Genomic DNA, 26,209 nt, shown 5'->3' on the forward strand with positions numbered 1-26,209 from the left:
AATCGCACGCAGAGCACGATGGATCCGAGTGTGGGAAAGTTCATTGAGGATAAGGGACTATGAACGCAACCGTCACAAAATCTGCAAAAAGCGCAAAAAAAACTGCCACTAAAAAGGCCGTTACACCTGCTCGTTCCAAACCGGCAGCCAAAACGACCGCGGCGAAGTCAACTGCAAAGTCAGCGACAAAAACGCTCGCAGGGAAAATCGTCAAGGCACTGAAAAAGGCAGTCAAACCGGCGACCAAGCCTGCTGTTAAATCGGCAGCCAAGGCAGCAAAAAAAGCGCCAGCGAAGAGTGCGGTAAAATCCACCAAGGTCGCTGCAAAAACAAAAGTGGTGGCCAAGAAAACCGCCGCGGCAAAGAATGTGAAACCTGTAGCGAAACCTGCAGTCAAAGCAAAAGCTCCTGTTAAGGCAGTAGCGCAACCAATTAAGAAAGTTACTGCAAGCGCGACCAAGGCAATTGCGGTAACCGTAAAAAAAGACGCATCTCGGTCTGGAGCAGACAGCAGCAAAAAGGTCCTCTCCGCACCAGTAGATAAAATTGAACAACCTGTAGTTTCGAAAGTACGCGAAGTGGCAACTAAATCAAAAGCAACCCCTACCGCCGATAATGACGGCACCTTGTTATCCGAAGCGCAAATCATGAAGATGGGCGAAAAGGATTACATGAATGCTGCACAACTCGCATTCTTCAAAAATCGCCTCCAGCAACTTGAAAAAGATTTACTGAAAAACGCTGACGAAACCACTGAACATTTGCGTGAAACCGTACTCGTTCCGGATCCAGCTGATCGCGCAACGATTGAAGAAGAACACGCTTTGGAATTGCGTACGCGTGACCGCGAACGCAAGCTGCTGAAAAAAGTACAGCAATCGATCGCCAGTATCGACAGCGGCGACTATGGCTGGTGCGAAGAAACTGGCGAGCCTATCGGCGTCCCACGTTTGCTCGCACGTCCTACAGCAACTTTGTCGCTGGAAGCACAGCAACGTCGCGAATTGAAACAAAAATTGTATGGTGACTAATTCCAGCTGGAATTAATCGCGATTCATTTACAAACAAAGCGCGCGGCCCTCTATCCGCGCGCTTTGTTTTTTTGTAGAATGCAATTGTGTTGCAATATACGATTCACTGCATAGACGGTGAGGCATTAATCTTTGCCCGCCCTCGACTCGGTGCAAAGCTATGCTCTACTCTTCAGCGTATTTAGTCTGATGCAAACGTCCCGTAAATAAACGAGTGATTTTTTGAAACCTGCTTTTTCCTCCCGCACGCCAACAGCCACACGACTCTGCTTCGCTGCATTGTTGGTGATCGCTGTATTGTTCGCGCAATGGATGGGATTGCAGCATCGTATAGCACATGCGGACAGAGTAGATAATCACCACGCCTTGCAAACCGCCGTTCAAACATCGTCCGACTCAACGTCGGATTCAAGCACTGAATACGCAGGTGACAAGTCGCATTCCTGTACCTTGTTTGACGGCATGGCGCTGGCCGATAGCGCACCTGCACTTCCATTTATTCCTCTACTACAAACCAGCGTGCAAGTTCTGGCGCTGTGGGCTGCCCATGCTTCATGGGACGCGCCCTTCCTCTGTCATTTCTCTTCCCGCGCACCGCCAAACGCGTAACTGATTTTTTCCTGCTTGTAGCACCTGCCTGATCGCATCGCGATTCAGTGCGGCTGCTTTTAATCGATTCATATCGATTTCTATTCGATTTTTCAAGGAAGTATCATGATCGCCCAACGCACCCTGTTGGCCAGCGCCGTTCTGTCTGCGCTCGCTACATTGTCACACTCTGCTTTTGCGCAAACGCAAGAACAAACCCTGCCTGCTGTCGTCGTCACCTCTACTCCATTCAACAGCGATGAAGGCGCGCAAGTGCTAACTCAAGCCAAAGTTCTATACGGTGATGAGCTGCGCGAAAAACTTGGTAACTCACTCGGCGACACCTTGTCACAAGAACTCGGCGTCTCTGCCTCCGCATTTGGCGCAGGCGCGTCGCGCCCTATTATTCGCGGCATGGAAGGCCCACGCGTCAAAATTCTGCAAAATGGCATGTCGATCCTGGATGCATCCAGTCTTTCTAACGATCATGCGGTCGGCGGCGAAGCATCAACCGCGCGCCAGATTGAAATCCTGCGCGGCCCTGCCGCATTGCTATACGGCTCAGGTGCGATTGGCGGCGTGGTCAACATCATCAATGACCGCATTCCAACCGTCTTGAATGCCAAACCAACCGGCGACGCCGAAGTCCGTTACGGCACAGTAGATCGCACTAAGAATATGTCCTTGTCGGTTGATGGCGCAGCCGGTGATATCGGCTTGCACGTCGATGGCAATCTGCGGGATGCCGACGATTATAAAATTCCTGGCGATGTCAGCCTCAGCGATCCGAGCTTGGGCTCAGGCCGTTTGCCGAACTCGTTTGCACGTACCAATAGTCTTGGATTCGGTGCTTCCTACATCCAAAGCTGGGGTCACATCGGTGCTTCGGTCGGCGTTAATGACGATCGCTACGGCATTCCAACTGAAGAAAGATCCTTCATCACGCTGAAGCAAACTCGCTTCGACATCGATGGCTTGATCAAGGAGCCATTCGGCAACTTTGAATCCCTGCGCTTCAAACTGGGTCATACAGATTACAAGCACACAGAAAATCTGGAAGACGGCACACCGGCTACCGATTTCAAAAACAATGCGCTGGAAAGCCGCATCGAATTGACGCATAAACCGATGGCCGGTTGGCGCGGCACCTTCGGTCTGCAAACTGAAAACTCAGAGTTCTCGGCACTCGCCGCAGATGGCAGCGGACCGGAAACAGTACCTCTGACCAAAACCAATTCCATCGCGGGTTTCTTGGTGGAAGAACGTGACTTCGGCCCGTTCCGCGCCAGCGCGGGCGCACGGATAGAATCCGTCAAACGCAAGCCGGATGCGGTATCGGGATTGACGCAACGCGACTTTAATCTCGGCTCGTATTCGCTGGGAGGTTTGTGGACCTTCACGCCGGGTTATGGCTTGGGCGCTACTGCGTCTGTCGCGCAACGTGCACCTGCAATCGAAGAGTTGTATTCCAACGGTCCGCATGAGTCGACCGCGACCTACGATATCGGTGACAACAACCTGAACAAGGAAACTTCACGCAATTTTGAAATCAGCCTGCAAAAGACTGAAGGCTTGATCCGCTGGAAAGCCAACCTGTTCCAGAATCGCGTAAAAAATTATATCTACGGCCGCACTGATGGCACCACAGTTGATGAAGCTGGCGTGGTAGATCCAACAGGCGAATTCACCGAGCGTTTCTGGTCGCAAAACAGCGCGACGATACGCGGTGCCGAAGCAGAGATCAGTTACAACCTGCGCGGCGAAGGTTGGTCACTGCGTGGTTTTGCCGACACATCGCGCGGCAAACTGACTGGCCTAGACAACCTGCCTTTGCAACCAGCGACGCGTTTTGGCGGCGAAGTTGGATACCGTCAAGGCGGCTGGCGCTCGGGCGTCAAGGTATTGCATGCGCAAGAGCAGGACAAACTGGCCAGCTTTGAAAACTTTGTCACACCGTCCTACACACAGGTCGACGCCAATTTGTCGTACACACAACGCATCAATTCCAACGACGTAACCTGGTTCGCCATCGTCAAAAATCTGTTGAACGACGACATACGCCTGGCAACGTCGGTGTTACGCGAAGAAGCTCCACTACCGGGTAGAAACCTGATCGTTGGCGTTCGTACAAGTTTTTAAAGATAGTTCTTCGTTTTTTGGCTACACTAGTGACCTGCAGGAGCACTGCGGGTCGCTTTGTGCTGTCGGCCTGTGTTACCTTTAGGCGAGAATTTTGTCTGGTCTTTTTCGGGCGTAGATCCGATCAGGGCATTTATAAACTTGGCGCACTGTTAAATATTTGGCAAGTGCATGCCGTTGTTCACCAGGATAGACGTGGGGATTTTTTCGCTATTTGGAAAGAAGGACGGCCAATCGGCGCGCAAGCCGACTGAGCAAGAGATTTCGCAAAAAAAACGCGACGATAATGCCGCTCGCGCCGCAAAAACCGAAAACGAACAAACGCAACAAGTGCAGCGTAAAGCAGCCCACGCGACCGCCATGAAGATCGATGCCATTGAATCTGAAATGTCATCCGAGTTCGTCAAACCGCTGCCCTTCAGCGGCAATACGATGCCTGGCCCATCCAGCCAATTCATGAATACCGAGCAGCGCCTGCCTGAAGTGCGCGCTCAAGCAAAAGCAAAAAACACGGATGCCGCAGCGCTCGATCAGCCGTCCATGCTGCCTGACATCATGGGCGCCAGCACCGCCTTCCTGCTAGGTGCAGAAACAGTCATCGGGCCGGTCGCGATCTCGGCTTCGGAAGCCGCACCTGTCATTGAAGAAGCAGCGATTCTGTTTGCCAATGGTCAGACCGATCTGGTCGAACCTATTCTATTGAATGCAATAGCCGAAGATGCGCTAGGCAACACACCATTAACTGTGTGGGGCATGTTGTTCGATCTGTATCAAATTACCGGTCAGCGCATGTCGTTTGAAAACCTGTCCATCGAATACGCCAACAAATTCGAGATGTCGCCACCGGCATGGATAGACAGCAATAACGTCGAGCCAAAAGCGCAAGAAGCCGCACCACGTCCCGGCACCACGCCTAGCGTGGCATTTTCCGGCAAGCTCGATGCGACCAGCATCAAGCAACTGGAACGCATCAAAAACATGGCTGAGATGAGCAATATCATCAAGCTTGAGTTCGCGCGCGTTACCGAAGTCGATCCTGTCGGTTGCGGCCTGTTATTCAGCGTATTGCAAAAACTGCAAAAATCCGGCCACAACCTGATACTGGTTGGCGCGCCCGAACTGGCAGAAAAAATTCGTGCGATCCTGATGGTTGGTCGCCGTGATGAAACCGAAGCACCGTGGCTTTTGCTGCTGGAGCTGTTGCGCTTGTTGAATCGCGAATCCGATTTTGAAGAAACCAGTATCGATTACTGCGTCACCTTCGAAGTATCGCCGCCCTCCTTCGTATCGCCGCAAAACAAGGTCGTCACCGCTGCGGAAGAAAGCGTCAATTCTGATGAAGCGGCAGGCGACCATTTCGCCATGCCGGTAGTGATCGATGCCCGCACCGATACTCTCGTCCAAAGCATCACTGCGTATGCCCACACGCACAATCCCTTGATCCTCGATTGCACACGCCTGACGCGTATGGATTTCAATGCGGCGGGACGCTTGTTTGGCGGTTTGACACCGCTCATCAGCGCTGGCAAAAGTATCGAATTGCATAATGCGAATCATTTTATTGTCGCGCTTTGTCACGTCATGGGTGTTGCCGAACTTGTACGTATCGTCCCGCGCAAAAACTAACTCTGCAATCAAGGACGAAATTTCGACTTGCAATCGAATCGTCCGCCCCCATTTTTTCTAGAATGCCTCTTGATGCCTCACACATCAAGCGCGCAAGTTTTATCCAACGTCATCCGTTTTGCAGCAGCATTTTGCATTGAGTCAGCCACTTCATTTCAGAGGCAAGCATGGAACAATTTCACGGCACCACCATACTCTCGGTGCGACGCGGCAACATCGTCGCACTAGGCGGCGATGGCCAGGTCACATTAGGCAATATCGTCATGAAGGGCACTGCGCGCAAAGTGCGCAAGGTTTATAACGGCAAGGTATTGGTCGGCTTCGCCGGCGGCACCGCAGATGCATTCACCTTGCTGGAACGTTTTGAATCCAAGCTGGAAAAACATCAAGGCCATTTGATGCGCGCATCAGTCGAACTAGCCAAAGACTGGCGCACCGATCGCATGTTGCGCCGCCTTGAAGCCATGCTGCTGGTCGCAGATCACGAAACCACATTAGTCATCACTGGCAATGGCGATGTGCTGGAACCTACAGACGGCATAGGCGCGATCGGTTCTGGTGGTACTTTTGCTCAATCGGCGGCCAAGGCCCTGCAAGAAAACACAGATATGTCGCCGCTCGATATCGTCAAGAAATCACTGACGATTGCGGGCGAACTGTGCATCTATACCAATCTCTCGCACACGATAGAAACGCTGGACTAAGCTCCCGATTAATTGCGAGATCAATACAGGAAAGCGCCTGCATTTAGGCGAAAGACATCATGAACATGACACCCAAAGAAATCGTTTCCGAACTGGATAAACACGTGGTTGGCCAAGCCAATGCCAAACGCGCCGTCGCGATTGCATTGCGTAATCGCTGGCGCCGTCAGCAAGTGCAAGAGCCGCTGCGTCACGAAATTACGCCAAAAAATATTCTGATGATAGGACCGACCGGCGTCGGTAAAACTGAAATCGCTCGTCGTCTCGCCAAATTGGCAGACGCGCCGTTCATCAAGATTGAAGCGACCAAATTTACCGAAGTCGGCTACGTTGGTCGCGACGTCGAAACCATCATTCGCGACTTGATCGACATCGGCATCAAGCAGACGCGCGAACTGGAAACACGCAAAGTCCGCGCTCGCGCAGAAGATGCCGCCGAAGATCGCATCATCGATATTCTTGTACCGCCAGCACGTGATTTTGGCTTCACCTCATCGACCAATGCCAATGCCGCCGCAGGATCAACGGGTGCGAGCAGCACGCCAGACAACACCACGCGTCAAACATTCCGCAAGCGTTTGCGTGAAGGTTCACTGGACGATACTGAGATCGAAATTGAACTGTCCGAAGCAGGGCCGTCCATGGAAATCATGGCGCCGCCCGGCATGGAAGAAATGACAGAGCAAATCAAATCGATGTTTTCCGGCGTAGGCGGCAATCGCAAGAAAGCACGCAAGATCAAAATCAAGGAAGCACTCAAACTCTTGGTCGAAGAAGAAGCCGGCAAGCTGGTTAACGAAGATGAGCTGAAGCAAAAAGCGATCAACAATGTTGAACAAAACGGCATTGTCTTTCTGGACGAAATCGACAAGATTGCAACACGTTCGGAAACCGGCGGCGGCGAAGTATCCCGCGCCGGTGTACAGCGCGATTTGCTGCCATTGGTCGAAGGTACCACCGTCAACACCAAGTATGGCATTATCAAAACCGATCACATTCTGTTTATTGCATCGGGCGCATTTCATCTGGCCAAACCATCGGATCTGATCCCGGAATTGCAAGGTCGTTTCCCGATTCGCGTCGAACTGGAATCCTTGTCTATCGCCGATTTCGAACGTATTCTGACTGGCACCGATGCCTGCTTGACCAAGCAATATGAAGCCTTGCTCGCAACCGAAGGAATCAAAATCGAGTTTGCACAAGATGGCATACAACGAATGGCGGAAATTGCGTATTCGGTCAATGAAAAAACCGAAAACATAGGTGCGCGTCGTCTATATACAGTGATGGAAAAACTGCTGGAAGAAATTTCGTTTTCCGCCAGCGACAGCCCGGATCAAACCATGACTATCAGTGCGGCGTATGTTGATGAAAGACTGGGGGCATTGTCTGTCGACGAAGATCTGTCGCGCTATGTGCTGTAATTAATCATGGAGAAAAGACGCGCATCGCAGCATGCGCGTCATTCACATCATGGCCAATAAAGCACTCGCCAAACGTCAAAAACTCACGATACGCATAGAGCCTTCACAACAGGCACTGAAACCGCGCAACCACGTTGCGTTGGCGGCAAAAACGCGCATCGGTGGCTCACATCAAAAGTCCGTCTCGGCACAGAGACAAATCCAAAAATTGCAGTTGCAGAAAAAACTCACCAAGCCGGACGAAGAGTAAGTCGCGCTGCTACTTGCTTCCAGAGCTCATTTAGCGAGAGATTGATTCAGCCCGGTTTGTTTGTTATAACAAAGGGGGAAATCGCCAAGGCGAAGCACATTTGCCTGATCGCACTCGAACCACATTGAGGAGAAGATAATGGCTCTACCGCATGCAACATCCGGCCAGTTGATCGACATACGTCCACTAGGCTCGCGGATTACAACATCCGTTTCGAATGCCCTTTTTAAAACGCCACAACTGGAATTGATGCGCCTCGTGCTACCGCGCGGCAAAGGCATGCCTGAGCACTCTGTGCCCGGCGCAGTCACCATTCAGTGCCTGGAAGGCGCGATTGAATTGCACGCGCATCAGCAGACGCAAACAGTGAAAGCCGGCGAACTGGTTTATCTGGCAGGTGGTGAACCGCATGCATTGCATGCGTTGGAAGATTCGTCGGTTTTGTTGACGCTATTGCTGCAACCACATTGATGTGGCGGTAGTGCGGCGTTTATGCGGCTGGATTGATAACCAGGTTTGGGGCAGGAAGAGCTTGGCTTAAGCTGCTTCATCCCGCGCATCGCGTGCAAGTATGCGTCCGACCATTTCCAGCGGTGAATCACCATCGAAAAGAACTGCCGCGACTGCATTGGTAATCGGCATGTCTATGCCGTGCTTAATCGCCAATTCGCGCACGGCTTGCGCACAACGTACGCCTTCGGCAACGTGACCCAACTCGGTCACGATCTGCTCCAGTTTTTTCCCTTGCGCCAAACCCAAGCCAACCTTACGGTTACGCGATAAATCGCCAGTACAAGTCAAAATCAAATCACCCATGCCGGCCAAACCCATGAAGGTTTCGGCACGTCCGCCCAAAGCCACACCAAAGCGCGTGATCTCTACCAGGCCGCGCGTAATTAACGCTGCGCGCGCATTCAAGCCGAGCTTAAGTCCATCAATAACGCCGGTGGCAATTGCCAGAATATTTTTGACCGCGCCACCAACTTCCACGCCGATCAAATCATCGGTTGTGTAAACGCGGATGCTAGGCCCGTGCACCGCAGCGACAACCAGCTCCCGCAAGGCGGCGCTATCGGATGCAATCGCCAAGGCGCATGGCAAGCCTTGCGCGACTTCTTGTGCAAACGAAGGGCCAGACAATGCGCCCGCAGGAATATCCTTGCCCAGCACTTCACGCACGATCTGATGCGGCAGTAAATGCGTGTCGGCTTCAAAGCCTTTGCATAGCCAAACAATATTCGGGATCGCATGTGACTTCAGCTGTTCAGCCAAAGGACGCAGACCAGACAAAGAACTGGCAACGATGAGCAAACCATCTGTACCTGCATGCGCGATGGCGGACGAAAAATCAGCGCTTACAGACAAGGTGTCGGGTAAACGAAAACCCGGCAGATACGCAGAATTTTCTCGACTCTGTTGTGCCTGCTGCATCACTGCGGAATCGCGGCCCCACAATACAACCGCATGCCGTTCAGCCAGCGACATCGCCAAAGCCGTACCCCATGCGCCCGCGCCTAGTATTGTGATGTTCATGCAGTGAGTTTGCTTAAGAAGATTAAATATCGAAGACTGCAAATGATGGCAAAGCTTTGATCAAACGCTGATCCTCCGCGCAATCATGGGAAACGAATTACTCGCCCCACACTTCATTGGTTCTTGCAAAACCGATGGGTCCGTCTTTGTGTTTCAGTTTGACCCACCCGGATGCTGGGGGCGTAACTAATTCCAGTAATACGTTCTTATCAACGGTAGCAACAACAGCGGAATTTTCTTCAGCCGTGGCATGCAGTTTGAGATTCGCGGACGTGACAATCACATTGCGTTTTGACGTCAGTGCTGACGCATCAACCCAAGATAAATCGCCGGCGACATCACGCACTTTGCTCCAGCCGTTTTGCGTCAAAATAATTTCGACCGGCATGCCGCGCGGCGCGATGAATATTTTGCGGCCACGCTCAGACGGCGCGTTGTACATGATCGCAGGATTTGCACCCACAGCTTTGAAATCGGCGGCATGCGTCACACCGGTTGCCAGCGTTGACATCAGCAGTGCGGCATAAGCGGGGAAAGACCATTTCATGCGCTTACCTTCAAGTCATTATTCGGAAAGTGCAGCGCACCCGATTGATCCACGATCGAACGGGTGCGCACTGTACGCTTGAATTAATGCTTTGCGACGGAACCGTCAGCCATCACGATGCCTGAGCTGCTATCAGCTTGTTGCTGCGCCAAAGCTGCCAGACGTTGTTGGTAGAACACTTCGAAATTGATTTCGGTCAGGTGCACAGGAGGGAAGCCGGCGCGGGTAATCGCATCAGCAATATTCGCGCGCAAATACGGATAAATCGTGCTTGGGCAACCGATGCCGATCAATGGATCGAGTTGTTCATCAGGGATGTTGCGCGCTTCGAAAATACCGGCTTGCTTGCCTTCGACCAAAAATGCGATCTTGTCTTTGATTTTTGCAGTGACAGTAATCGTGACAGTCGATTCAAAAATGCCATCAGCGATTTGTTCTGCGCCGACATCAACCGCTACTTCGATTTCTGGCGATTCTTGTTCGAGGAAAATTGCTGGCGAATTAGGTTGTTCCAGCGACAGATCTTTCAGGTAAACACGTTGGATCTGGAATACAGGTTGCAGATTTTCGTCAGCCATGAAGCACTTTCAGTCAGATTAAAAATGGAGGGCGATCAGCCCTCCTAACAGTTACCGCTTATTTCATTTACTTGATTTCATTTGGTACAGGTTACCGCATCGTCAACTCTAAGTGAGCCAAACTCGTCAGGCAGCTTGCAACAAAGCATCCAGCTTGCCCGCACGTTCCAGCGCGTTCAAGTCGTCGAAGCCACCGACATGCGTATCGCCAACATAAATCTGCGGCACGGTACGACGACCGGTTTTCTCCATCATTGCAATACGTTGCGCAGGATCGAGATCGACGCGAATCTTTTCAATATTGTCTATGCCTTTGGCAGCCAACAAACGTTCTGCCATCGTGCAATAAGGGCAAACGCCAGTGCTATACATCGTCACATGCGCAGTCATAATTTTTCCTTCTTTAACTTTGAATTACTTGATGCTTACCGAGTCTTACTTGGTAACAGGCAAACCTTGCGATTGCCATGCATCCAAGCCACCTAGTAAACTAGCGGCTTCGGTGTAGCCCGCTTTCTTCAGTTGTGCGGTCGCTTGTGCCGATTTCAATCCCTTGGCGCAGACAACAACCACTGGACGCGCCTTGAATTTTTCCAATTCATCGATGCGTGTTTTCAATTCTTTTAATGGAATGTTTTTCGCGTCACGGATATGTCCGGCAGCAAATTCATCTGCAGTTCTGACGTCGAGAATCAGGGTTTTTCCCTGATTAATGATCTGGGTTGCCTGTAATGGCGTAAGTTTTGCACCCATGCGTTGCAGTGTATGTGCGACCAATGCGCCGCCGGATACCAAGACGAGGACAATCAGAATAATGTTATCAATGATGAATTTCACGTTGTTCCAATGAGTAGAAAGAATGTTCGCATTATAAAATAGAAGACCGAATACAATTCGGATTCGGCATTTTGCATCAAAAAACCATTACTTACCTATTAGAACCATGTACAAAATCGTATTGATGCGCCACGGCGAGTCCACATGGAACCTCGATAACCGCTTTACCGGCTGGGCCGATGTCGATTTGACGGAAAAAGGTTGTGCTGAAGCAAAGCACGCCGGTCAACTGCTGCGCGAAGCCGGATTTACCTTCGATCTGGCGTATTCCTCAGTCTTGAAACGCGCGATACGCACGATGTGGATCACGCTCGACGAGATGGATCTGATGTGGATACCGGTCGTCTGCGACTGGCACCTGAACGAACGCCATTACGGCGCGTTACAAGGCATGAACAAAGCGGAAACGGCAAAAGAATACGGCGCTGACCAGGTTCTGCAATGGCGTCGCAGCTACGACATTCCGCCAAAACCACTGGCAGAAGACGATCCGCGCACGATGTACAACGATCCGCGCTATGCCAATCTGAAGCGTGAAGAAATTCCGCTGGGCGAATGTCTGAAAGATACATTGCTGCGCGTAGAACCATATTGGAATGACACCATCGTTCCATCAATCCGTGCCGGCAAACAAATCATCATCTCGGCGCACGGCAACAGCCTGCGCGCGCTGATCAAGATTCTGGACGGCATCAGCGATCAAGACATCGTTTCGCTCAGCATTCCAAATGGCCGCCCTATCGTCTATGAGCTGGATGACAACTTGAAACCGATACGCCACTACTATCTCGGCGATCAGGCATCGCTGGAAGCAGCCGTCAAAGCAGCCGCCAGCCACGGACCAACCCCATAAATTCCGTGCCAATTTCGCTTCTTTCGTCCTTCACTCGCAACACGCGCATACCCGTCGGTGACCAACTTCAAGGCTTTCCGGGTATGCGTTTCATCACGTCGTGCGTCGTATTGGCACTCTGTGCCAGCATAGTTACCAACGCCAGAGCACAAAAAGCCACAGATCGCAGCAAGCAAAAAATCGTGGCCGAGAGTGAGCGCGCAGATTTGCGTCAAAAGCTGACGACACTCAAACGCAGCATAGACAAGACAGAAACCGCCAAGAGTTCTGCAGCCGATGCTTTGGCCAAATCCGAAGAAGCGATATCGGATGCACAACGCAATTTGCGCGACCTGGCTGAAGAACAGCAAAAAACCCAAGCCAAGCTGAAGGATTTATCCAGTCAGCAAGCCGCGCTGCAAAAAATCGTCGACGCCCAGCAGAGCCAGCTCGCCAAACTGCTGCGCGAACAATACATCGCCGGCAATGAAGATCGCATCAAGCTGCTGCTGTCTGGCGACAATCCGAACCGCATCAACCGCGAACTGCAATACATGGGCTACGTCTCGCGCGCGCAAGCAACGTTGATCGAATCATTGCGCACCAATCTGCAAGCGATTGCAGACAACCAGGCCAGCGTGCAAAACGCCAAGGAAGAACTAGACGAAATTGCTGGCGAAGCGCGCGAACAGCACGCGATTCTGCAAAAAGAAAAAGCCCAACGCGCGACTTTACTCTCACAGTTGTCCAACAAACTCACGGCACAACGCAAGGAAGTCGGCAACATCGAACGCGATGAAAAACGCTTGGCCAGTCTGGTCGACAAACTCGCCGTGTTAATTCAAGAACAACGTAAAGCCGAAGCTGCCGCAGCAGAAAAGCGCAAGCAGGAACGCGCCGCACGCGAACGCGAAGAACGCGAAAGACGTTTAGCGCTGGCAAAAAAACGTAGTGAACAAAACGACAAAACATCCAGTGGCAAAATTACCAATCCGAATGCGATTGAAGACGACGAGCCGCCAGTACGCGAAAAACCATCACAAGCCTTGGCCCGCAATGACCTGACGCCCGACGCCAGCGTCCAAGATGGAGCCTTCGCAGCACTGCGCGGCAAATTACGCCTGCCTATACGCGGCGACGTCACTGCCAAATTTGGCAATAAGCGCGGCGAAGGCCCGACCTGGAAAGGTTTGTTTATTCGCGCCGATGAAGGCACCGAAGTCAAAGCGGTCGCGCCCGGCCGCGTGGTATTTGCCGAATGGCTGCGCGGTTTTGGCAATTTGATCATTGTTGATCATGGCAGCCAGTACATGACGATTTACGGCAATAATCAGTCGGTGTTGAAACATGCTGGCGATGCGGTTAAAACCGGCGAAGTGATTGCCAGCACAGGTAATAGCGGCGGCAATGAACAATCAGGTTTATACTTTGAAATGCGACACCAAGGTCGTGCGTTTGACCCACTCAGTTGGGTAACTATTAGGTGAACATGGGAACGAAACTCAAGAATATCGGATTGATCGGTTTAGGCATGGTTGCCGGCGCGATCGGTATGGGCACGCAGCTGGATGCCATGGCACAGAAAAGTGCCGGTAATCCTTTGCCTATCGAGGAATTGCGCCAACTAGCCGATGTATTCGGACTCATCAAATCGGATTACGTCGAACCGGTCGATGATAAAAAATTGTTGACCGAAGCAATCTCCGGCATGGTCTCGTCACTGGACCCACATTCAGCCTATCTTGATAAAAAAGCATTCAAGGAATTGCGTGAAGGTACGCAAGGCAAGTTTGTCGGACTCGGTATCGAAGTCGGCATGGAAGATGGTTACGTCAAAGTCATTTCGCCTATCGAAGATTCGCCTGCATATCGTGCGGGCATCAAGGCTGGCGATTTGATCACGCGCCTGGATTCGACTCCGGTCAAAGGTTTGACGCTGGACGAAGCAGTCAAAAAAATGCGCGGTGAACCGAATACCAAAATCACGCTGACGATTGCCCGCAAAGACGAAGACAAACCAATCATCACCACCATTACACGTCAGGAAATTCGCGTACAAAGCGTGAAATCCAAAATCGTTGAACCTGGTTATGCATGGCTGCGCGTTGCGCAATTCCAGGAACCGACAGTCGATGACATGGCGAAAAAAATCGCTGCGCTCTACGCACAAGATCCTAACTTGAAAGGTCTGGTACTCGACTTGCGTAACGATCCGGGCGGCGTATTGCCGGGCGCGATCGGCGTCTCTGCAGCCTTCTTGCCGAAAGACGTAGTCGTTACTTCGACCAATGGTCAGTTGCCTGATTCGAAAGCCAGCTTCTACGCACGTCGCGAATTCTATGCAACGCGCGCAGTCGGTGATCCACTCGCAAAATTACCTGATGCGATCAAGAAAATCCCTATGGTGGTCTTGGTCAACTCCGGTTCAGCTTCTGCCTCTGAAATCGTGGCCGGCGCATTGCAGGATTACAAGCGCGCCACCATCATGGGTACGCAAACTTTCGGCAAAGGCTCGGTACAAACCATACGTCAGCTTTCCGCTGATACCGCGGTCAAATTGACGACCGCGCGTTACTACACACCTAGTGGCCGCTCGATTCAAGCCAAAGGCATCGTGCCGGATCTGATGGTGGATGAAACCGCAGAAGGCGATGGCTTGAACGGCTTGCGTCTGCGTGAAGCCGATCTGCAAAAGCATTTGATCAACGACAAGGACAAAGAAGCTGAAGCCCGTCCTGCAGTTGATGAACTGGAAGAAGAACAACGCATCGCTGCGTTGGAGAAAAAACGCAAACCACTGGAATTCGGCAGCAAAGACGACTTCCAGTTGGCACAAGCTTTGAATCATTTGAAAGGCTTGCCTGTCATTCTTTCGAAAGCAAAAGTCGAAGTGAAGAAAGAACCTGGCATCAACCAACCAAAAACAGATTCAAAAACTGAACCGAAAACCGACGACAAGAAATAGTCGCCAGCATTCGCAAAAAAGGCCGCAGCGATGCGGCTTTTTTTGATTGCAGCACAGTGTTTTCTTCCAACAGTTCTGCAAATAATTTACGCAGCATGCATCACTCATCAAGCAACTCGGACACCTTATGAACGACCAACAATTACTGCGTTACTCACGCCACATCCTGCTCGATGAAATTGATATCGAAGGCCAGGAGAAATTGTTGGCGGCGCATGCGTTGATCATAGGTGCAGGTGGCTTGGGTTCGCCTGCAGCGTTCTATCTAGCCTCCGCCGGCATCGGCACCATCACGCTGGTCGATGACGACACAGTCGATCTGACCAATCTGCAACGGCAGATTTTGCATACGACAGAACGGGTTGGTCAGGCCAAGGTTTTATCGGGACAGCACACGCTGACTGAAATTAATCCAACGATAGAAATCGTCGCGCTGAAAGAACGTGTTTCAGGCGAACGTCTGAATGAACTCGTACGCAATGCATCAGTAGTATTGGATTGCAGCGACAACTTCGCCACCCGGCATGCCATCAATCGCGCTTGCGTTGCGAATCGCGTGCCGCTGGTTTCCGGCGCGGCGATCAAGTTCGATGGTCAAATCAGTGTGTTCGATAAACGCGATGAAAACGCGCCGTGCTATTCCTGCCTGTTCCCGGAAGATCAGCAGTTTGAAGAAGTGAATTGCGGCACGATGGGCGTATTCGCACCACTGGTGGGCATCATAGGCAGCATGCAAGCGGCGGAAGCATTGAAGGTGATTGCAGGCATCGGAGAGCCGTTAAAAGGCCGCCTGTTATTGCTGGATGCGCGGACGATGGAATGGAACAGCATCAAGTTTGCACGCAATGCCAATTGCAGCGTTTGCGGGCATGCTCATTAAATTCAGATTCAGAAATTAGTCAGCTAGAAGTGCATCAGTAAAACTTTTTGAGTTGCGGTCTCGCCGCAACTCAAACTACAACATACGCGCTTAACTCAACTGCTCGTACATCCCGGTAATCCTGTCCATCGTTTCCAGAATGCGTTCGCTGGTGGTAGCCACATTGGTCGCAAAGCGCACCTTGGTTTCCATACTATCCGCACTACTCTTCAACGCTTGATCGAAGAAAAACCATTGCTGTTGTGCCAGTGTCATTTCTGCGTTGATCGCTGGCGTATTCTTCGGCGACGTCGATAGCTCCGTCATCCCCAGCAAAAATTCGTCGCGCGCCTTGGCCAGATTGATCAGCCCATCCGACGATGCCACACCCCAATTGATCGCTTGATAAAACTTCGCCATACGTTGCGACAACATACGCTGACGTCCCGAAATATTAACCAGCCGCGCTGCTGCCGAACCTGAAGTTTTTTCCAACTGGACCGTGGACGCATGTGCCAGTGCCAGGACTTGTTCATTGACCACCATGATGGTTTTCGCATCCTGACGATTCGGCGCATTGCCCACCAACACGGTCTTGTAGCCAGCCCAGGTTTTTCTCAAGTCAGCCAAGGTTGCCTTGTTTTCCGGCGTGGGAGCGAACGCTTCCAGCTCATACAGTTGACGCTCAAACAAAGCGATGGAGGCGCTGAATATTTTTTTCGAACGTGGCAAATCGATGGATTGGCCGATCTGCAAATAACTTTTTGCCATACGCTGCGACAGCATCCGTTGACGGCCGGATTTATTGATGGCGTCATTGATGTGCGTGATAGGCCCATCCGCATACGCGGCCGGAAAAACCAGCAAACTTGTGCTGGCAGCCAAACTGGCTTGAAGAAAGTGACGCCTGTTCATTTTTATTCCTTATTATTTTGGGCTACCGTCGAATTGAGACAGGATCGGTATAGATTCCTGACTGCAAAAGATGTGCCAGCCGCGCCCTGCAGCACTAGGCAAACGCCAGTCATGCGGCTCTCGCATCATCGCCAAATTGGTGCGTGATCAAGCTGAGTCAGCATGCCATTGCACCAACAAAGACGATGACATCCCTTTACATAACTTTACCGCTCGCTAGCGTGGCCGCAACAGAGCCGCACTACAGTAACTCCATGCCCGCAAAACACAGCGAGCACCACTTGAACCACAAAGGAGTTTCGAATGAACAAGCAAATCGCAGGTAAAGCATCTTTCGTTAAAAGTACGCCACACGGTCGTCGCCTGATGATGATCACTGCTGGCGCCGCGCTGGTCAGCGCTCTTTCCATCGTCGGAGTCAGCTACGCACAAGAAGGCCCTGCTGCGCAAAAGCCAACAGCAGAACGCCATTTCGGCCCGCACGGAAAAATGGATCCGGCAAAAGCAGAAAAACGCTTTCAGCACATGTTGAAACGTTTGGTGCCAGATGCAACCGCGGAACAAAAAACCAAATTGAGCGCGATCGCAAAAGCAGCCTTCACTGACCTGCGCCCTATCCAGGAAAAAAGCCGCGAAGCACGTGCACAAGGCGTGAAATTGCTGGCGCAGCCAACGATCGATCGCAATGCGCTTGAACAAGTCCGTCAAACGCAACAGCAATTGGACGATCAGCGTTCACGTCGCATGTCACAGGCATTTGCCGATGCCGCCGAAGTGCTGACACCTGCGCAACGCGTCAAAGCAGCGGAAGAAATTGGCAAACGCGGCCATCGTTTTGGTCCTGATGGTAAAGGCCCACGCCCTGATCATCGCGGCGGTCCTGCACCAGCAGCAAAACCATAAGCCTAGGGCTTGTAGGAACAGCGCCAGCATCACCGGAAATCGGTCATGCTGGCGCGGGCGTTTTAGAACGCCGGTACAAAATTTTGCAGCGAATTTGTAATAACGTTTTCAAAGTAACGCATCAGATTTTTCATTCCGCAATCGCATCGAACACATTTACAAGCGGAAGCAAACAGTACGATTCTCGTTTTGATTACGAAATGGAATTACACTAACAAAATGACACAACGCCTACTGATGATAGAAGACGACCAACGCCTCGCCAGCATGGTCGCCACATACCTGAACCAAAACGGGTTCGAAGTGCAACACAGTGCTACGGCAAAAGATGGTTTGCATCAATTACAGCAAGCCGATGCCACGCAGCCGTTTGCCATTGTTCTGCTCGACCTGATGCTGCCAGATGCAGACGGCTTGGACGTCTGCCGTCAGATACGCGCACAACCGCAGCCGACAGGCGCACTGCCGATTGTCATGCTGACGGCCAAGGGCGATCCTATGGACCGCGTAGTCGGGCTTGAACTAGGTGCCGACGATTACATACCCAAACCATTTGAACCGCGCGAATTACTGGCGCGATTGCGCGCCGTTTTGCGCAGGCAGCAAGGCATCGCCACAACGGGTGGCGAACGTGTGCTGCGTTTCGGCCGTTTGGAAATCGATCTCGATGCGCGTGTGATTCGTCTCGACGATCAAGACAAACCTGTGACGGCTTATCAATTCAATTTATTGGCAGCGATGGCGGATAGAGCCGGACGTGTTTTATCGCGCGAGCAATTGATGGACGCCGTCAAAGGCGAACCGCTGGAAGCATTCGATCGATCAATCGACGTACACATAGGCCGCTTGCGCGCAGCGATTGAAGACGACCCTAAACAGCCTAAGCGCATCATCACCGTACGCGGCGCGGGCTACGTATTCGCGAAAGCACAAGATGTCTGAAGCAGCGACACGATCACGTTTCCGCTGGTCGCACCGCTTGTATGTGCGCATCTATCTGGCGATGCTGATCAGCCTCACTGTGGCTGGTTTGTTGTTCGCTGCCGCGTGGCGCATGAATGCAGATTCGCGACAGATCGGCCCGAGTCTGGAATCGTTCGCCGCGATTGCATCCGACATTTTGCCGCCGCCAGAAGCCAGCAACGAAGAGCAGCAGCAAGCGCTCGAACGCTGGCAATCACGGATGCGCGCAGACTTGACGCTGTACTCAGCCAAGCGGGAAAAAATCGCTTCCGCTGGTCGTGAATTGCCGCCACTCGATGAAGCACAAACCACTAGCGGCTGGATGGGCGGTGGTCCGCCAGTGTTTGCGGTCAAATTACCGGATGATCGATGGCTGGTCGGTCAGCATCCGGGGCGACGCAAACCACCCTTCAGTTTTTTTACCACGCTGGTCTTGATAGGTCTGGCGATGGGTATAGGTTCTTATCCGATTGTGCGTCGTTTGACGCGCCGGCTGGAACGTCTGCAAACCAGTGTTGAGGCCTTAGGTGCGGGTCAGTTATCGACACGCATTGCAGTAGAAGGACAAGATGAGGTCGGACGACTCGCGACCAGTTTCAATCGTTCCGCCGCACGTATAGAAGCATTGGTTGATGCGCAAAAAGCTTTGCTGGCGAATGCATCGCACGAATTGCGCTCACCATTGGCACGCATACGCATGGCCATCGAATTAATGGGCAACGAAGCGCAGCCGGAAATACGCGGCGAACTGAAGCGCAACATCGGCGAACTCGATCAACTGATTGATGAGATTTTGCTCGCCAGCCGACTCGATGCGACTGCAGATACGGCACAAGCGTTTGAGAATATCGATCTCACTGCGCTGGTTGCTGAAGAATGCGCGCGCCTCGATGCGCAACTCGAAGCACAAGCGATTGAACTACCCGGCGATGCGCGGCTGTTGCGTCGCATGGTGCGCAATCTGTTGGAGAACGCAAAGCGCTATGGCAATGGCACAGCAATCGACGTGACGCTTTCAAAGCATGGAAATAATATCTTGCTGCAGGTATGTGATGGCGGCCCTGGCGTTCCGGACAAAGAACGTGAAAAAATCTTTGAACCCTTCTATCGCGTAGCTGGTGCCAGCGAGCGGGAAGGCGGTGTTGGTCTGGGCTTAAGTCTGGTGCGACAAATCGCGCGCAGGCACGGCGGCGATGTCACCTGCGTTGTGCGTAACGAACCTGGCAGTTGTTTCAACGTCAGCTTGCCCGCCTGATTGTCAAAACCGCGACGATCGTTTTTTAGTTATTCCAAACGATCGTCGCAGGTAATGCGCCACGCAAGGCATTGCAGATCACAACTTCCTCTGCCCTGCGCAAATCGGTCAGGGTTAATATTTTTTCTTCTGCGTTCAAGGTCGCATCTTCCAGCAATACGGCACGCATCACACCAGGCAATACACCGACACTCAAAGGCGGCGTGTACCAATGGCCATCGAGTTTGATGAACACTGTGCTGCGGCCACCTTCCGTCAATTGGCCATCTTGATTGCAGAATAATTGATCGAAAGCGCCCTGCTGCTCAGCGGCACGCCATGCGGCGTCGTAGCCAGAACGGACCGTAGTCTTGTGTCGCAAAAAGATATCGCCAGCATCGGTCGGCGTTTCTGCCAGCAGAACTTTTACCGGACTTGTTATTGCTGACAATGGCGCTGATTGAATGATGCATGCGCCATCAGCCTGCAAAGCAAGTCGCAAGCGATATGGCGTCGCCTCGGAAAATTGTAAGCAGGTATCGCGTAAGGCGTCGCGTATTTTCACATCATCAAACGCGAAACCAAAATACTCTGCTGAACCACGCAAGCGTTGCAAATGGCGATCAATATGTCGGCAACCATCAGCGCGGGTTGCATAGATGGTTTCAAATAATTCAAATTCAGCCGGCATATCGATCAAAAAACCTGCCTTGATGCGGCATTCTTCATATTCAGCTTTTGCAACGCTGTCATGCACGATGCCAGCACCTACGCCCATTTCGCCGCGACGAATTTGCAATTCGTCTTGCGCTTGCAACTGCAAGGTACGGATAGGAACCGACAGGCAAAAATTACCAACCGTTTGCGTGGACTGCGGCGGATCGAACCAGCCTATCGCGCCGGTATAAATGCCGCGTGGGTTGGCTTCCAGCTCGCGAATGATTTGCATCGTTCTATGTTTGGGCGCACCGGTAATCGAGCCGCAAGGATACAAAGCATCGAAGATCTCGGGCAGTGCAATATCGTCACGCAATCGCGCATGCACAGTCGAAGTCATTTGCAACACGCTGCTATAACGCTGCACATCGAACAACTTATCGACGACGACAGTACCCACTTCAGCAATCCGTCCTAAATCATTCCGCAGCAAATCCACAATCATCAAATTCTCTGCACGATTTTTTGGGTCGGCGGCCAAGGCATGCGCCGATACATCATCTTGCTGCGGGTTACCGCTGGCTGCAGCCGTGCCCTTCATAGGCCGCACAGTCAACAAACCATCATCGTGTCGTACAAACAATTCCGGCGATAAGGACAGCACCGCGCGACCATCCGGCAATCCTATCAACGCACCATACGGCACCGGCTGACGTTCACGCAAACGGCGATACAGCGTATGCACAGAGCCGTAGGCATCGAAGCGCAAGCGATAGGTGTAATTGACCTGATAGGTATCGCCGGCGGCGATGTAATCGTGGATACGTGCCAGCGCGCTATCGAATGCTGCTTCAGATATATCAGGATGTACGTTGGCGATTCCCGCTGGTGAGGAAGATGCGTGTTGGGCTAGCCATGCGCTGACCTGTTCGGCGGAGAGTTTTTCACAGCGCTGAAACAGCAGTACTTCTGCCAAAGGCACAGCCGTCGCATCTGATGCTGTTTCATGCGGCGCGATGCCATGCATGGCAGCACCGAGTTCATAGGCAAACAAACTGACCGCGAACTGTCCTTGCAGCAAAGCCTGCTGCATTTGCTGCAACATGGCTGGCAGCTGATCCGCTCTCTCGCAGACTAGAGTGCCAACATGCGAGGAATAAAGTCGCGAGCGCGCATCTACCGCGCTTGCATCATTATCATCAAGCAGAGCGAAGCAGTTGGAAGAGGAATCAGCGGGAACGAACAGGGACATAAGTCAGGAAAAGCGATGCTGGGCAAGGCGCTATTGTACGACCAAGCGACCTGACCTTGCCGACGTCAGCATACGATTTAAAAAACGATGACGAACCAGCTATTAAGCCAGCAACATCGCGATCTGCGCGGAGGCATAGACGGATGGATTTTGTTTGAAGCCGGTTTTGGCATAACGCTGCCAATGACCAAGCACTGCACTTGTAATCAAGTTGGCGCGCGCGGCGACTTCTGCTTCGTTGGCCTGCCCCTGGCTGGCAGCGACACGCAAAGATTGTTTGATCGCCAGCTCTATGCGCTCAATGAATTGATTCATGCGTGCTTGCAGACGTTCATCTTCATTCACCAATGCGTCGCCTATCATCACGCGCGTCATGCCAGGATTACGTTCAGCAAAGTTAAGCAGCATCAGTACGGTTGCTTGCACTTGCGACAAACCATTTTCCTGCTGTTCGGTAATTTTGTTGATCAAGCCAAACACCGTCGATTCGATGAACTCGATCAAGCCCTCGAACATTTGCGCCTTGCTGGCGAAATGTCGATACAAGGCCGCCTCCGAAACTTCGACGCGCGCAGCCAAAGCTGCGGTCGTAATTTTTTCTCCCTTGGGCTGCTCCAACATCGTCGCCAATGTCTGAAGTATTTGCAGCTTGCGTTCGCCTGGTTTGGTGGTTGCCATATTTTTTATAAGTAGGTAAGCAATCGGACTAGCGCAGTCGGTGCAACTTCCTGAATAGTTGCCCAACGGATTTTACTTTGACATCGACATAAATAGGGCGTTTTGTGTAGGCGACTGTTGCGTGCTTGTCGTCTGCCGCTCCTTTTATCGAATCGCTGGCCAGATATTGCGTCACCCAGACCGTGTGCATGCCGAGTTCCTTCGCGCCTTTTAAATGCGCGACTGTGTCTTCGACCAGTATGCAATCACGAGCTGAAATGCGCTGGCGCGCCAGCAGCTTTCGCAGCATCTGTTTCGATGGTTTGGGATGCAAGCGGCCATGTACGCGCATCGCTTCTATCGGAATGTGTTTGGCGAAATGCCTATGCAAGCCAAGATGTCGCAAGACGTCAGCCGAATAGCGGCGGGGTGCATTGGTCAGTAAAATTTTTTGACCTGGAAGTCTACGCAATAATTTTCCCAGACCACGCTCGGCACGAATCATCGTCGCCAGATCATCAAACCGATGCGCCTCACGCAAGAAATCTTCAGGCCGCACCTGATGATGATTTACCATACCGAGCAAGGTGGCGCCGTAACGCTGCCAGTACATGACGCGCGCGGCATTGACGGCGGCTTCATCAGAGGGCAAGCCGGACTTGTGCAGCACCCGCTCGATAAAGACATTCATATTCAGATGGATCGCGGGAAAAATCGCATGCGACGCATCGTGCAGCGTATTGTCCAGATCGAACAGCCAGGTCAGCTTACGCATGATGCAGGCAGCGCATTATCAATACAGAAAAAGGAGTTACATGCATCGTCATTTTGTTCTTGTCCTTAGCCTACTATTCAGTTGCTTCTTGTCGCAGGCGCATGCGGATGCTAGCGCTGACGCTAATGCAAAAAACACCGCACTCAAAACGCCAGCCGTACACTCGCAGAAATCGACAGCGCCACAGCGCGGCGTTTTATATCGGGTCAGCCATAAGGGCAACACCAGCTATCTGTTCGGCACCATTCACGTCGGGCAAGCTGCATTCTACCCACTCGAACCGCAAGTGACACGCGCCTTGTCGGCCGCCGACAAGCTGGTGCTTGAAGTCGATATCCGCGATACGACAGCGCTGCAACAAGCCGCCGCCAGACATAGCATTTATCCAGACGGCCAAACCATAGATCAGCATATTTCAGCGGCCAGTCTGGAAAAATTGAAACAAGCACTGCAAAGCGCGAGCATTCCATTTGAAAGCATAGTCCGCATGAAGCCGTGGCTAGTCACCAATCTGTTGATCGTGCAAGCCATGGCGCGCGCAGGTTACCCGGCTGAACAAGGCATAGAACTGTATTTTCTGACGATCGCAAAGAATGAAAAGAAAACCGTAGCGCAGCTTGAAACTGCAGATTACCAACTCTCTCTTTTCAATGGTTTGACTGATAAGCAGCAAGAAGAATATCTATTGGAAACACTCGCTCAACTGGCCGACGGTAGCGCCATCAAAAAGGGATTAGCCCTGATCACCGCATGGCAGCATGCAGATAATCCAGCTTTGGAAGCGGCATTGTTGGAGTTGCAAAACGAAGAATCTACGTCCGCCAAATTCTTGCAGCACGTGCTACTGGATGAACGCAATCCAAACATGGCGGACAAGATAGGGACACTACTGAAAACAGACAAGAAAAGTTTTGTCGCAGTAGGCGCCCTGCATTTGATCGGTGATAAAGGCGTACCGGCCTTATTGCAAAAACAAGGCTACAAGGTTGAGAAGTTGTATTGAATCCAAATGCACACGGGGTCGAGAAATAACTTGTCGACCCCGTGTTTGCTCTACGTACTTGCGCTCTTGTGAGTGATCAAAAACGCAAAGCAATCGCCACTACCATCTTGCTCAACGCAGTTGCAAAGCCGCCTGCTGGTTAGTACCCGACAGTTTGAAAACACCAACCACGTCATTCAATTTACGCGCCTGATCCTGCATCGCTTCGGCTGCTGCGGCGGCTTCTTCTACCAATGCAGCATTTTGCTGCGTCACTTGATCCATCTGCGCGATCGCCTGATTAACCTGCTCGATGCCTGCGCTTTGCTCTCTGCTCGCCGCAGTGATTTCAGCCATGATGTCGGTCACGCGTTTCACGCTGCTGACGATTTCGTTCATCGTGACGCCCGCTTCCGCGACCAGGTGACTACCTGAATCAACCTTGTCTACCGAGTCGCCGATCAAGCTCTTGATTTCTTTGGCGGCGGAGGCGGAGCGTTGCGCCAGATTTCTTACTTCGGTTGCGACGACGGCAAAACCACGGCCTTGCTCACCAGCACGTGCAGCTTCGACCGCCGCATTCAAAGCCAGAATATTGGTCTGGAACGCGATGCTGTCGATCACGCTGATGATGTCGACAATCTTCTTCGAGGAATCAGTGATGGATCCCATCGTATCGACCACGCGCGCAACAACTTCGCCGCCTTTGACCGCAACTGCGGAAGCCTGCGCCGCGAGTTGATTAGCTTGTTGAGCATTGTCTGCATTTTGTTTGACGGTGGAAGTCAGTTCTTCCATCGACGATGCGGTTTCTTCCAGCGAGCTTGCTTGCTGTTCGGTACGCGATGACAGATCCAGATTGCCGGCTGCGATCTGGACCGAAGCAGTGGCGATGGTATCGGTACCGACCCGCACTTCACCGACTACTTTCGCAAGACTGTCGCGCATGCTCTTCATCGCGAATAACAGACTGGTGCTATCACCTGGACGTGTCTTGACGTCTACCGTCAAATCGCCGTTCGCGATATCGCCTGCGATCGCTGCCGCGTAGCCTGGCTCACCACCAAGTTGTTTGAGCAAACCGCGGGTAATCACCATGCCGATGACAAACAAGATTATGGCCAGAATCGCCGCGCCTATCCCGAAGTAAATCAGGCGCTGCATGATCGTGGCTTCCACGGTATCCATATAGACACCGGAACCGATGATCCAGCCCCAAGGTTCAAAACCTTTGACGTAAGACACTTTCGGCACCGGCTCGGAATTGCCCGGCTTGGCCCACATATACGGCACGAAACCAGCGCCTTCTGCCTTGACGATTTTGACGAATTCCACGAATAGATGTTTGCCAGTCGGATCTTTATTTTCCGTCAGATCCTTGCCGTCCAGCGCTGCATTGATCGGATGCATCAACATGCGCGGTTGCATGTCATTGATCCAGAAATATTCGTTGCCGCTGTAACGCAAACCCTTGATGGTTTGCATCGCTTGTTGTTTGGCGTCAGTCTCGGTCAGCGTCCCTTTGCTGGCCAACTGCTGGTAATAAGCGAGTATGCCGTGCGCCGCTTCTACTACCTGGCGCACATTACTTTTGCGCTCTTCAAGAATGAGTTTTCGTTCAGAGATCAGGGATAAGGCGGTGAGAATAATAATGCCGAGAATCGCGCTGGCGATGAGCAGCCCGAGCTTTTTGGCGATCGTCATTGAACTGCGTGTTTGCAGGCTGGACATAGGAATCTCCAAAATTTTAATTATTGTTTTACAGCTTCGGCAGCTCACTCAATCAAGTCGATCGAATCGCCACCCTCCGTCCCTTAAATATTCACTTAGAATGCTCTCAAAAGGAATTGAAATCCTTTGCTGTGCGAACGCTCCATTCAACGACAGGTATTGAAGTATTGCTGACAGAATGCAACATTAATATCCCATGTTTATGGTTCGAATGATCAACATTTCAT

The 26,209-nt window shown here is 51.9% G+C and carries 27 protein-coding genes; 16 read left to right on the forward strand and 11 right to left on the reverse strand.

What is annotated here, in order from left to right; translation table 11 throughout:
• Positions 1-40: 40 nt before the first annotated feature.
• Positions 41-517 carry a hypothetical protein gene (locus tag Q7T66_RS18055; protein WP_370691655.1) on the reverse strand — a complete coding sequence of 159 codons (477 nt, stop codon included), beginning with the start codon at positions 515-517 and terminating at the stop codon, positions 41-43.
• 61 nt (positions 518-578) lie between these two features.
• On the opposite strand from Q7T66_RS18055, the gene dksA reads away from it, so the two are divergent.
• From dksA to Q7T66_RS13900, 8 genes are all read left to right on the forward strand, one after another.
• Complete coding sequence (dksA, locus tag Q7T66_RS18060; RefSeq protein WP_370691654.1) at positions 579-1,031, forward strand: RNA polymerase-binding protein DksA; 453 nt, start codon at positions 579-581, stop codon at positions 1,029-1,031.
• 222 nt (positions 1,032-1,253) lie between these two features.
• Positions 1,254-1,640 carry a hypothetical protein gene (locus Q7T66_RS13930; protein ID WP_304933926.1) on the forward strand — a complete coding sequence of 129 codons (387 nt, stop codon included), beginning with the start codon at positions 1,254-1,256 and terminating at the stop codon, positions 1,638-1,640.
• 105 nt (positions 1,641-1,745) lie between these two features.
• A complete protein-coding gene (locus Q7T66_RS13925; RefSeq protein WP_304933925.1) occupies positions 1,746-3,758 on the forward strand; it encodes a TonB-dependent receptor in 2,013 nt (670 codons plus the stop codon).
• 171 nt (positions 3,759-3,929) lie between these two features.
• Positions 3,930-5,384, forward strand: coding sequence for a hypothetical protein (locus tag Q7T66_RS13920; RefSeq protein ID WP_304933924.1), 1,455 nt, complete (start codon positions 3,930-3,932; stop codon positions 5,382-5,384).
• 167 nt (positions 5,385-5,551) lie between these two features.
• Complete coding sequence (hslV, locus tag Q7T66_RS13915; RefSeq protein WP_304933923.1) at positions 5,552-6,088, forward strand: ATP-dependent protease subunit HslV; 537 nt, start codon at positions 5,552-5,554, stop codon at positions 6,086-6,088.
• A gap of 59 nt (positions 6,089-6,147) precedes the next feature.
• Positions 6,148-7,512, forward strand: coding sequence for an ATP-dependent protease ATPase subunit HslU (hslU, locus tag Q7T66_RS13910; protein ID WP_304933922.1), 1,365 nt, complete (start codon positions 6,148-6,150; stop codon positions 7,510-7,512).
• 31 nt (positions 7,513-7,543) lie between these two features.
• Positions 7,544-7,762 (forward strand): hypothetical protein, encoded by a 219-nt coding sequence (locus tag Q7T66_RS13905; RefSeq protein WP_370691653.1) that lies wholly within the window; start codon positions 7,544-7,546, stop codon positions 7,760-7,762.
• A 138-nt stretch (positions 7,763-7,900) separates the two neighbouring features.
• The gene (locus Q7T66_RS13900) at positions 7,901-8,233 is read left to right on the forward strand and encodes a cupin domain-containing protein (RefSeq protein WP_304933921.1); all 333 of its coding nucleotides are present in this window, start codon (positions 7,901-7,903) and stop codon (positions 8,231-8,233) included.
• Between the two features lie 66 nt (positions 8,234-8,299).
• Here the strand turns inward: Q7T66_RS13900 and Q7T66_RS13895 are convergent, their stop codons facing one another.
• The 5 genes from Q7T66_RS13895 to Q7T66_RS13875 form a co-directional block, all read right to left on the reverse strand.
• Positions 8,300-9,295, reverse strand: a complete 996-nt coding sequence (locus Q7T66_RS13895; protein WP_304933920.1) for an NAD(P)H-dependent glycerol-3-phosphate dehydrogenase — start codon at positions 9,293-9,295, stop codon at positions 8,300-8,302.
• Positions 9,296-9,392: 97 nt separating this feature from the next.
• Positions 9,393-9,842, reverse strand: a complete 450-nt coding sequence (locus Q7T66_RS13890; RefSeq protein ID WP_304933919.1) for an SH3 domain-containing protein — start codon at positions 9,840-9,842, stop codon at positions 9,393-9,395.
• 83 nt (positions 9,843-9,925) lie between these two features.
• On the reverse strand, positions 9,926-10,420 hold the full coding sequence (secB, locus tag Q7T66_RS13885; protein ID WP_304933918.1) for a protein-export chaperone SecB: 495 nt from the start codon (positions 10,418-10,420) through the stop codon (positions 9,926-9,928).
• A gap of 126 nt (positions 10,421-10,546) precedes the next feature.
• Positions 10,547-10,810, reverse strand: a complete 264-nt coding sequence (grxC, locus tag Q7T66_RS13880) for a glutaredoxin 3 (RefSeq protein ID WP_304933917.1) — start codon at positions 10,808-10,810, stop codon at positions 10,547-10,549.
• A 45-nt stretch (positions 10,811-10,855) separates the two neighbouring features.
• A complete protein-coding gene (locus tag Q7T66_RS13875; RefSeq protein WP_304933916.1) occupies positions 10,856-11,257 on the reverse strand; it encodes a rhodanese-like domain-containing protein in 402 nt (133 codons plus the stop codon).
• Positions 11,258-11,363: 106 nt separating this feature from the next.
• On the opposite strand from Q7T66_RS13875, the gene gpmA reads away from it, so the two are divergent.
• From gpmA to Q7T66_RS13855, 4 genes are all read left to right on the forward strand, one after another.
• Positions 11,364-12,110, forward strand: coding sequence for a 2,3-diphosphoglycerate-dependent phosphoglycerate mutase (gene gpmA / locus Q7T66_RS13870; protein WP_304933915.1), 747 nt, complete (start codon positions 11,364-11,366; stop codon positions 12,108-12,110).
• 83 nt (positions 12,111-12,193) lie between these two features.
• Positions 12,194-13,576, forward strand: a complete 1,383-nt coding sequence (locus Q7T66_RS13865) for a murein hydrolase activator EnvC (protein WP_304933994.1) — start codon at positions 12,194-12,196, stop codon at positions 13,574-13,576.
• Positions 13,577-13,578: 2 nt separating this feature from the next.
• Positions 13,579-15,054, forward strand: a complete 1,476-nt coding sequence (locus Q7T66_RS13860) for a S41 family peptidase (RefSeq protein ID WP_304933914.1) — start codon at positions 13,579-13,581, stop codon at positions 15,052-15,054.
• Between the two features lie 127 nt (positions 15,055-15,181).
• Positions 15,182-15,934, forward strand: a complete 753-nt coding sequence (locus Q7T66_RS13855) for a molybdopterin-synthase adenylyltransferase MoeB (protein WP_304933913.1) — start codon at positions 15,182-15,184, stop codon at positions 15,932-15,934.
• A gap of 90 nt (positions 15,935-16,024) precedes the next feature.
• Here Q7T66_RS13855 and Q7T66_RS13850 read toward each other — a convergent pair whose 3' ends face one another.
• Entirely contained in the window at positions 16,025-16,828 is an 804-nt protein-coding gene (locus Q7T66_RS13850) for a type IV pili methyl-accepting chemotaxis transducer N-terminal domain-containing protein (RefSeq protein ID WP_304933912.1), read from the reverse strand.
• Between the two features lie 303 nt (positions 16,829-17,131).
• Between Q7T66_RS13850 and Q7T66_RS13845 the strand changes: the two genes are divergently transcribed.
• The 3 genes from Q7T66_RS13845 to Q7T66_RS13835 all read left to right on the forward strand — a co-directional run bounded on the left by Q7T66_RS13845 (position 17,132) and on the right by Q7T66_RS13835 (position 19,949).
• On the forward strand, positions 17,132-17,731 hold the full coding sequence (locus Q7T66_RS13845) for a Spy/CpxP family protein refolding chaperone (protein ID WP_304933911.1): 600 nt from the start codon (positions 17,132-17,134) through the stop codon (positions 17,729-17,731).
• A 219-nt stretch (positions 17,732-17,950) separates the two neighbouring features.
• A complete protein-coding gene (locus tag Q7T66_RS13840) occupies positions 17,951-18,673 on the forward strand; it encodes a response regulator (protein WP_304933910.1) in 723 nt (240 codons plus the stop codon).
• Complete coding sequence (locus Q7T66_RS13835) at positions 18,666-19,949, forward strand: cell wall metabolism sensor histidine kinase WalK (RefSeq protein WP_304933909.1); 1,284 nt, start codon at positions 18,666-18,668, stop codon at positions 19,947-19,949. The genes Q7T66_RS13840 and Q7T66_RS13835 overlap by 8 nt, the downstream gene beginning before the upstream one ends.
• 25 nt (positions 19,950-19,974) lie before the next feature.
• On the opposite strand, the gene pabB is transcribed toward Q7T66_RS13835, so the two are convergent.
• The 3 genes from pabB to Q7T66_RS13820 all read right to left on the reverse strand — a co-directional run bounded on the left by pabB (position 19,975) and on the right by Q7T66_RS13820 (position 23,269).
• On the reverse strand, positions 19,975-21,837 hold the full coding sequence (pabB, locus tag Q7T66_RS13830) for an aminodeoxychorismate synthase component I (protein ID WP_304933908.1): 1,863 nt from the start codon (positions 21,835-21,837) through the stop codon (positions 19,975-19,977).
• A 102-nt stretch (positions 21,838-21,939) separates the two neighbouring features.
• Complete coding sequence (slmA, locus tag Q7T66_RS13825; protein ID WP_304933907.1) at positions 21,940-22,515, reverse strand: nucleoid occlusion factor SlmA; 576 nt, start codon at positions 22,513-22,515, stop codon at positions 21,940-21,942.
• Positions 22,516-22,543: 28 nt separating this feature from the next.
• Complete coding sequence (locus Q7T66_RS13820; protein ID WP_304933906.1) at positions 22,544-23,269, reverse strand: pyrimidine 5'-nucleotidase; 726 nt, start codon at positions 23,267-23,269, stop codon at positions 22,544-22,546.
• A gap of 40 nt (positions 23,270-23,309) precedes the next feature.
• Here Q7T66_RS13820 and Q7T66_RS13815 point away from each other — a divergent pair, with 40 nt between their 5' ends.
• Complete coding sequence (locus tag Q7T66_RS13815) at positions 23,310-24,272, forward strand: TraB/GumN family protein (RefSeq protein WP_304933905.1); 963 nt, start codon at positions 23,310-23,312, stop codon at positions 24,270-24,272.
• A 111-nt stretch (positions 24,273-24,383) separates the two neighbouring features.
• Here the strand turns inward: Q7T66_RS13815 and Q7T66_RS13810 are convergent, their stop codons facing one another.
• Positions 24,384-25,982, reverse strand: coding sequence for a methyl-accepting chemotaxis protein (locus Q7T66_RS13810; RefSeq protein ID WP_304933904.1), 1,599 nt, complete (start codon positions 25,980-25,982; stop codon positions 24,384-24,386).
• Positions 25,983-26,209: the final 227 nt, after the last annotated feature.

It is taken from the genome of Herminiimonas sp. (assembly GCF_030655415.1).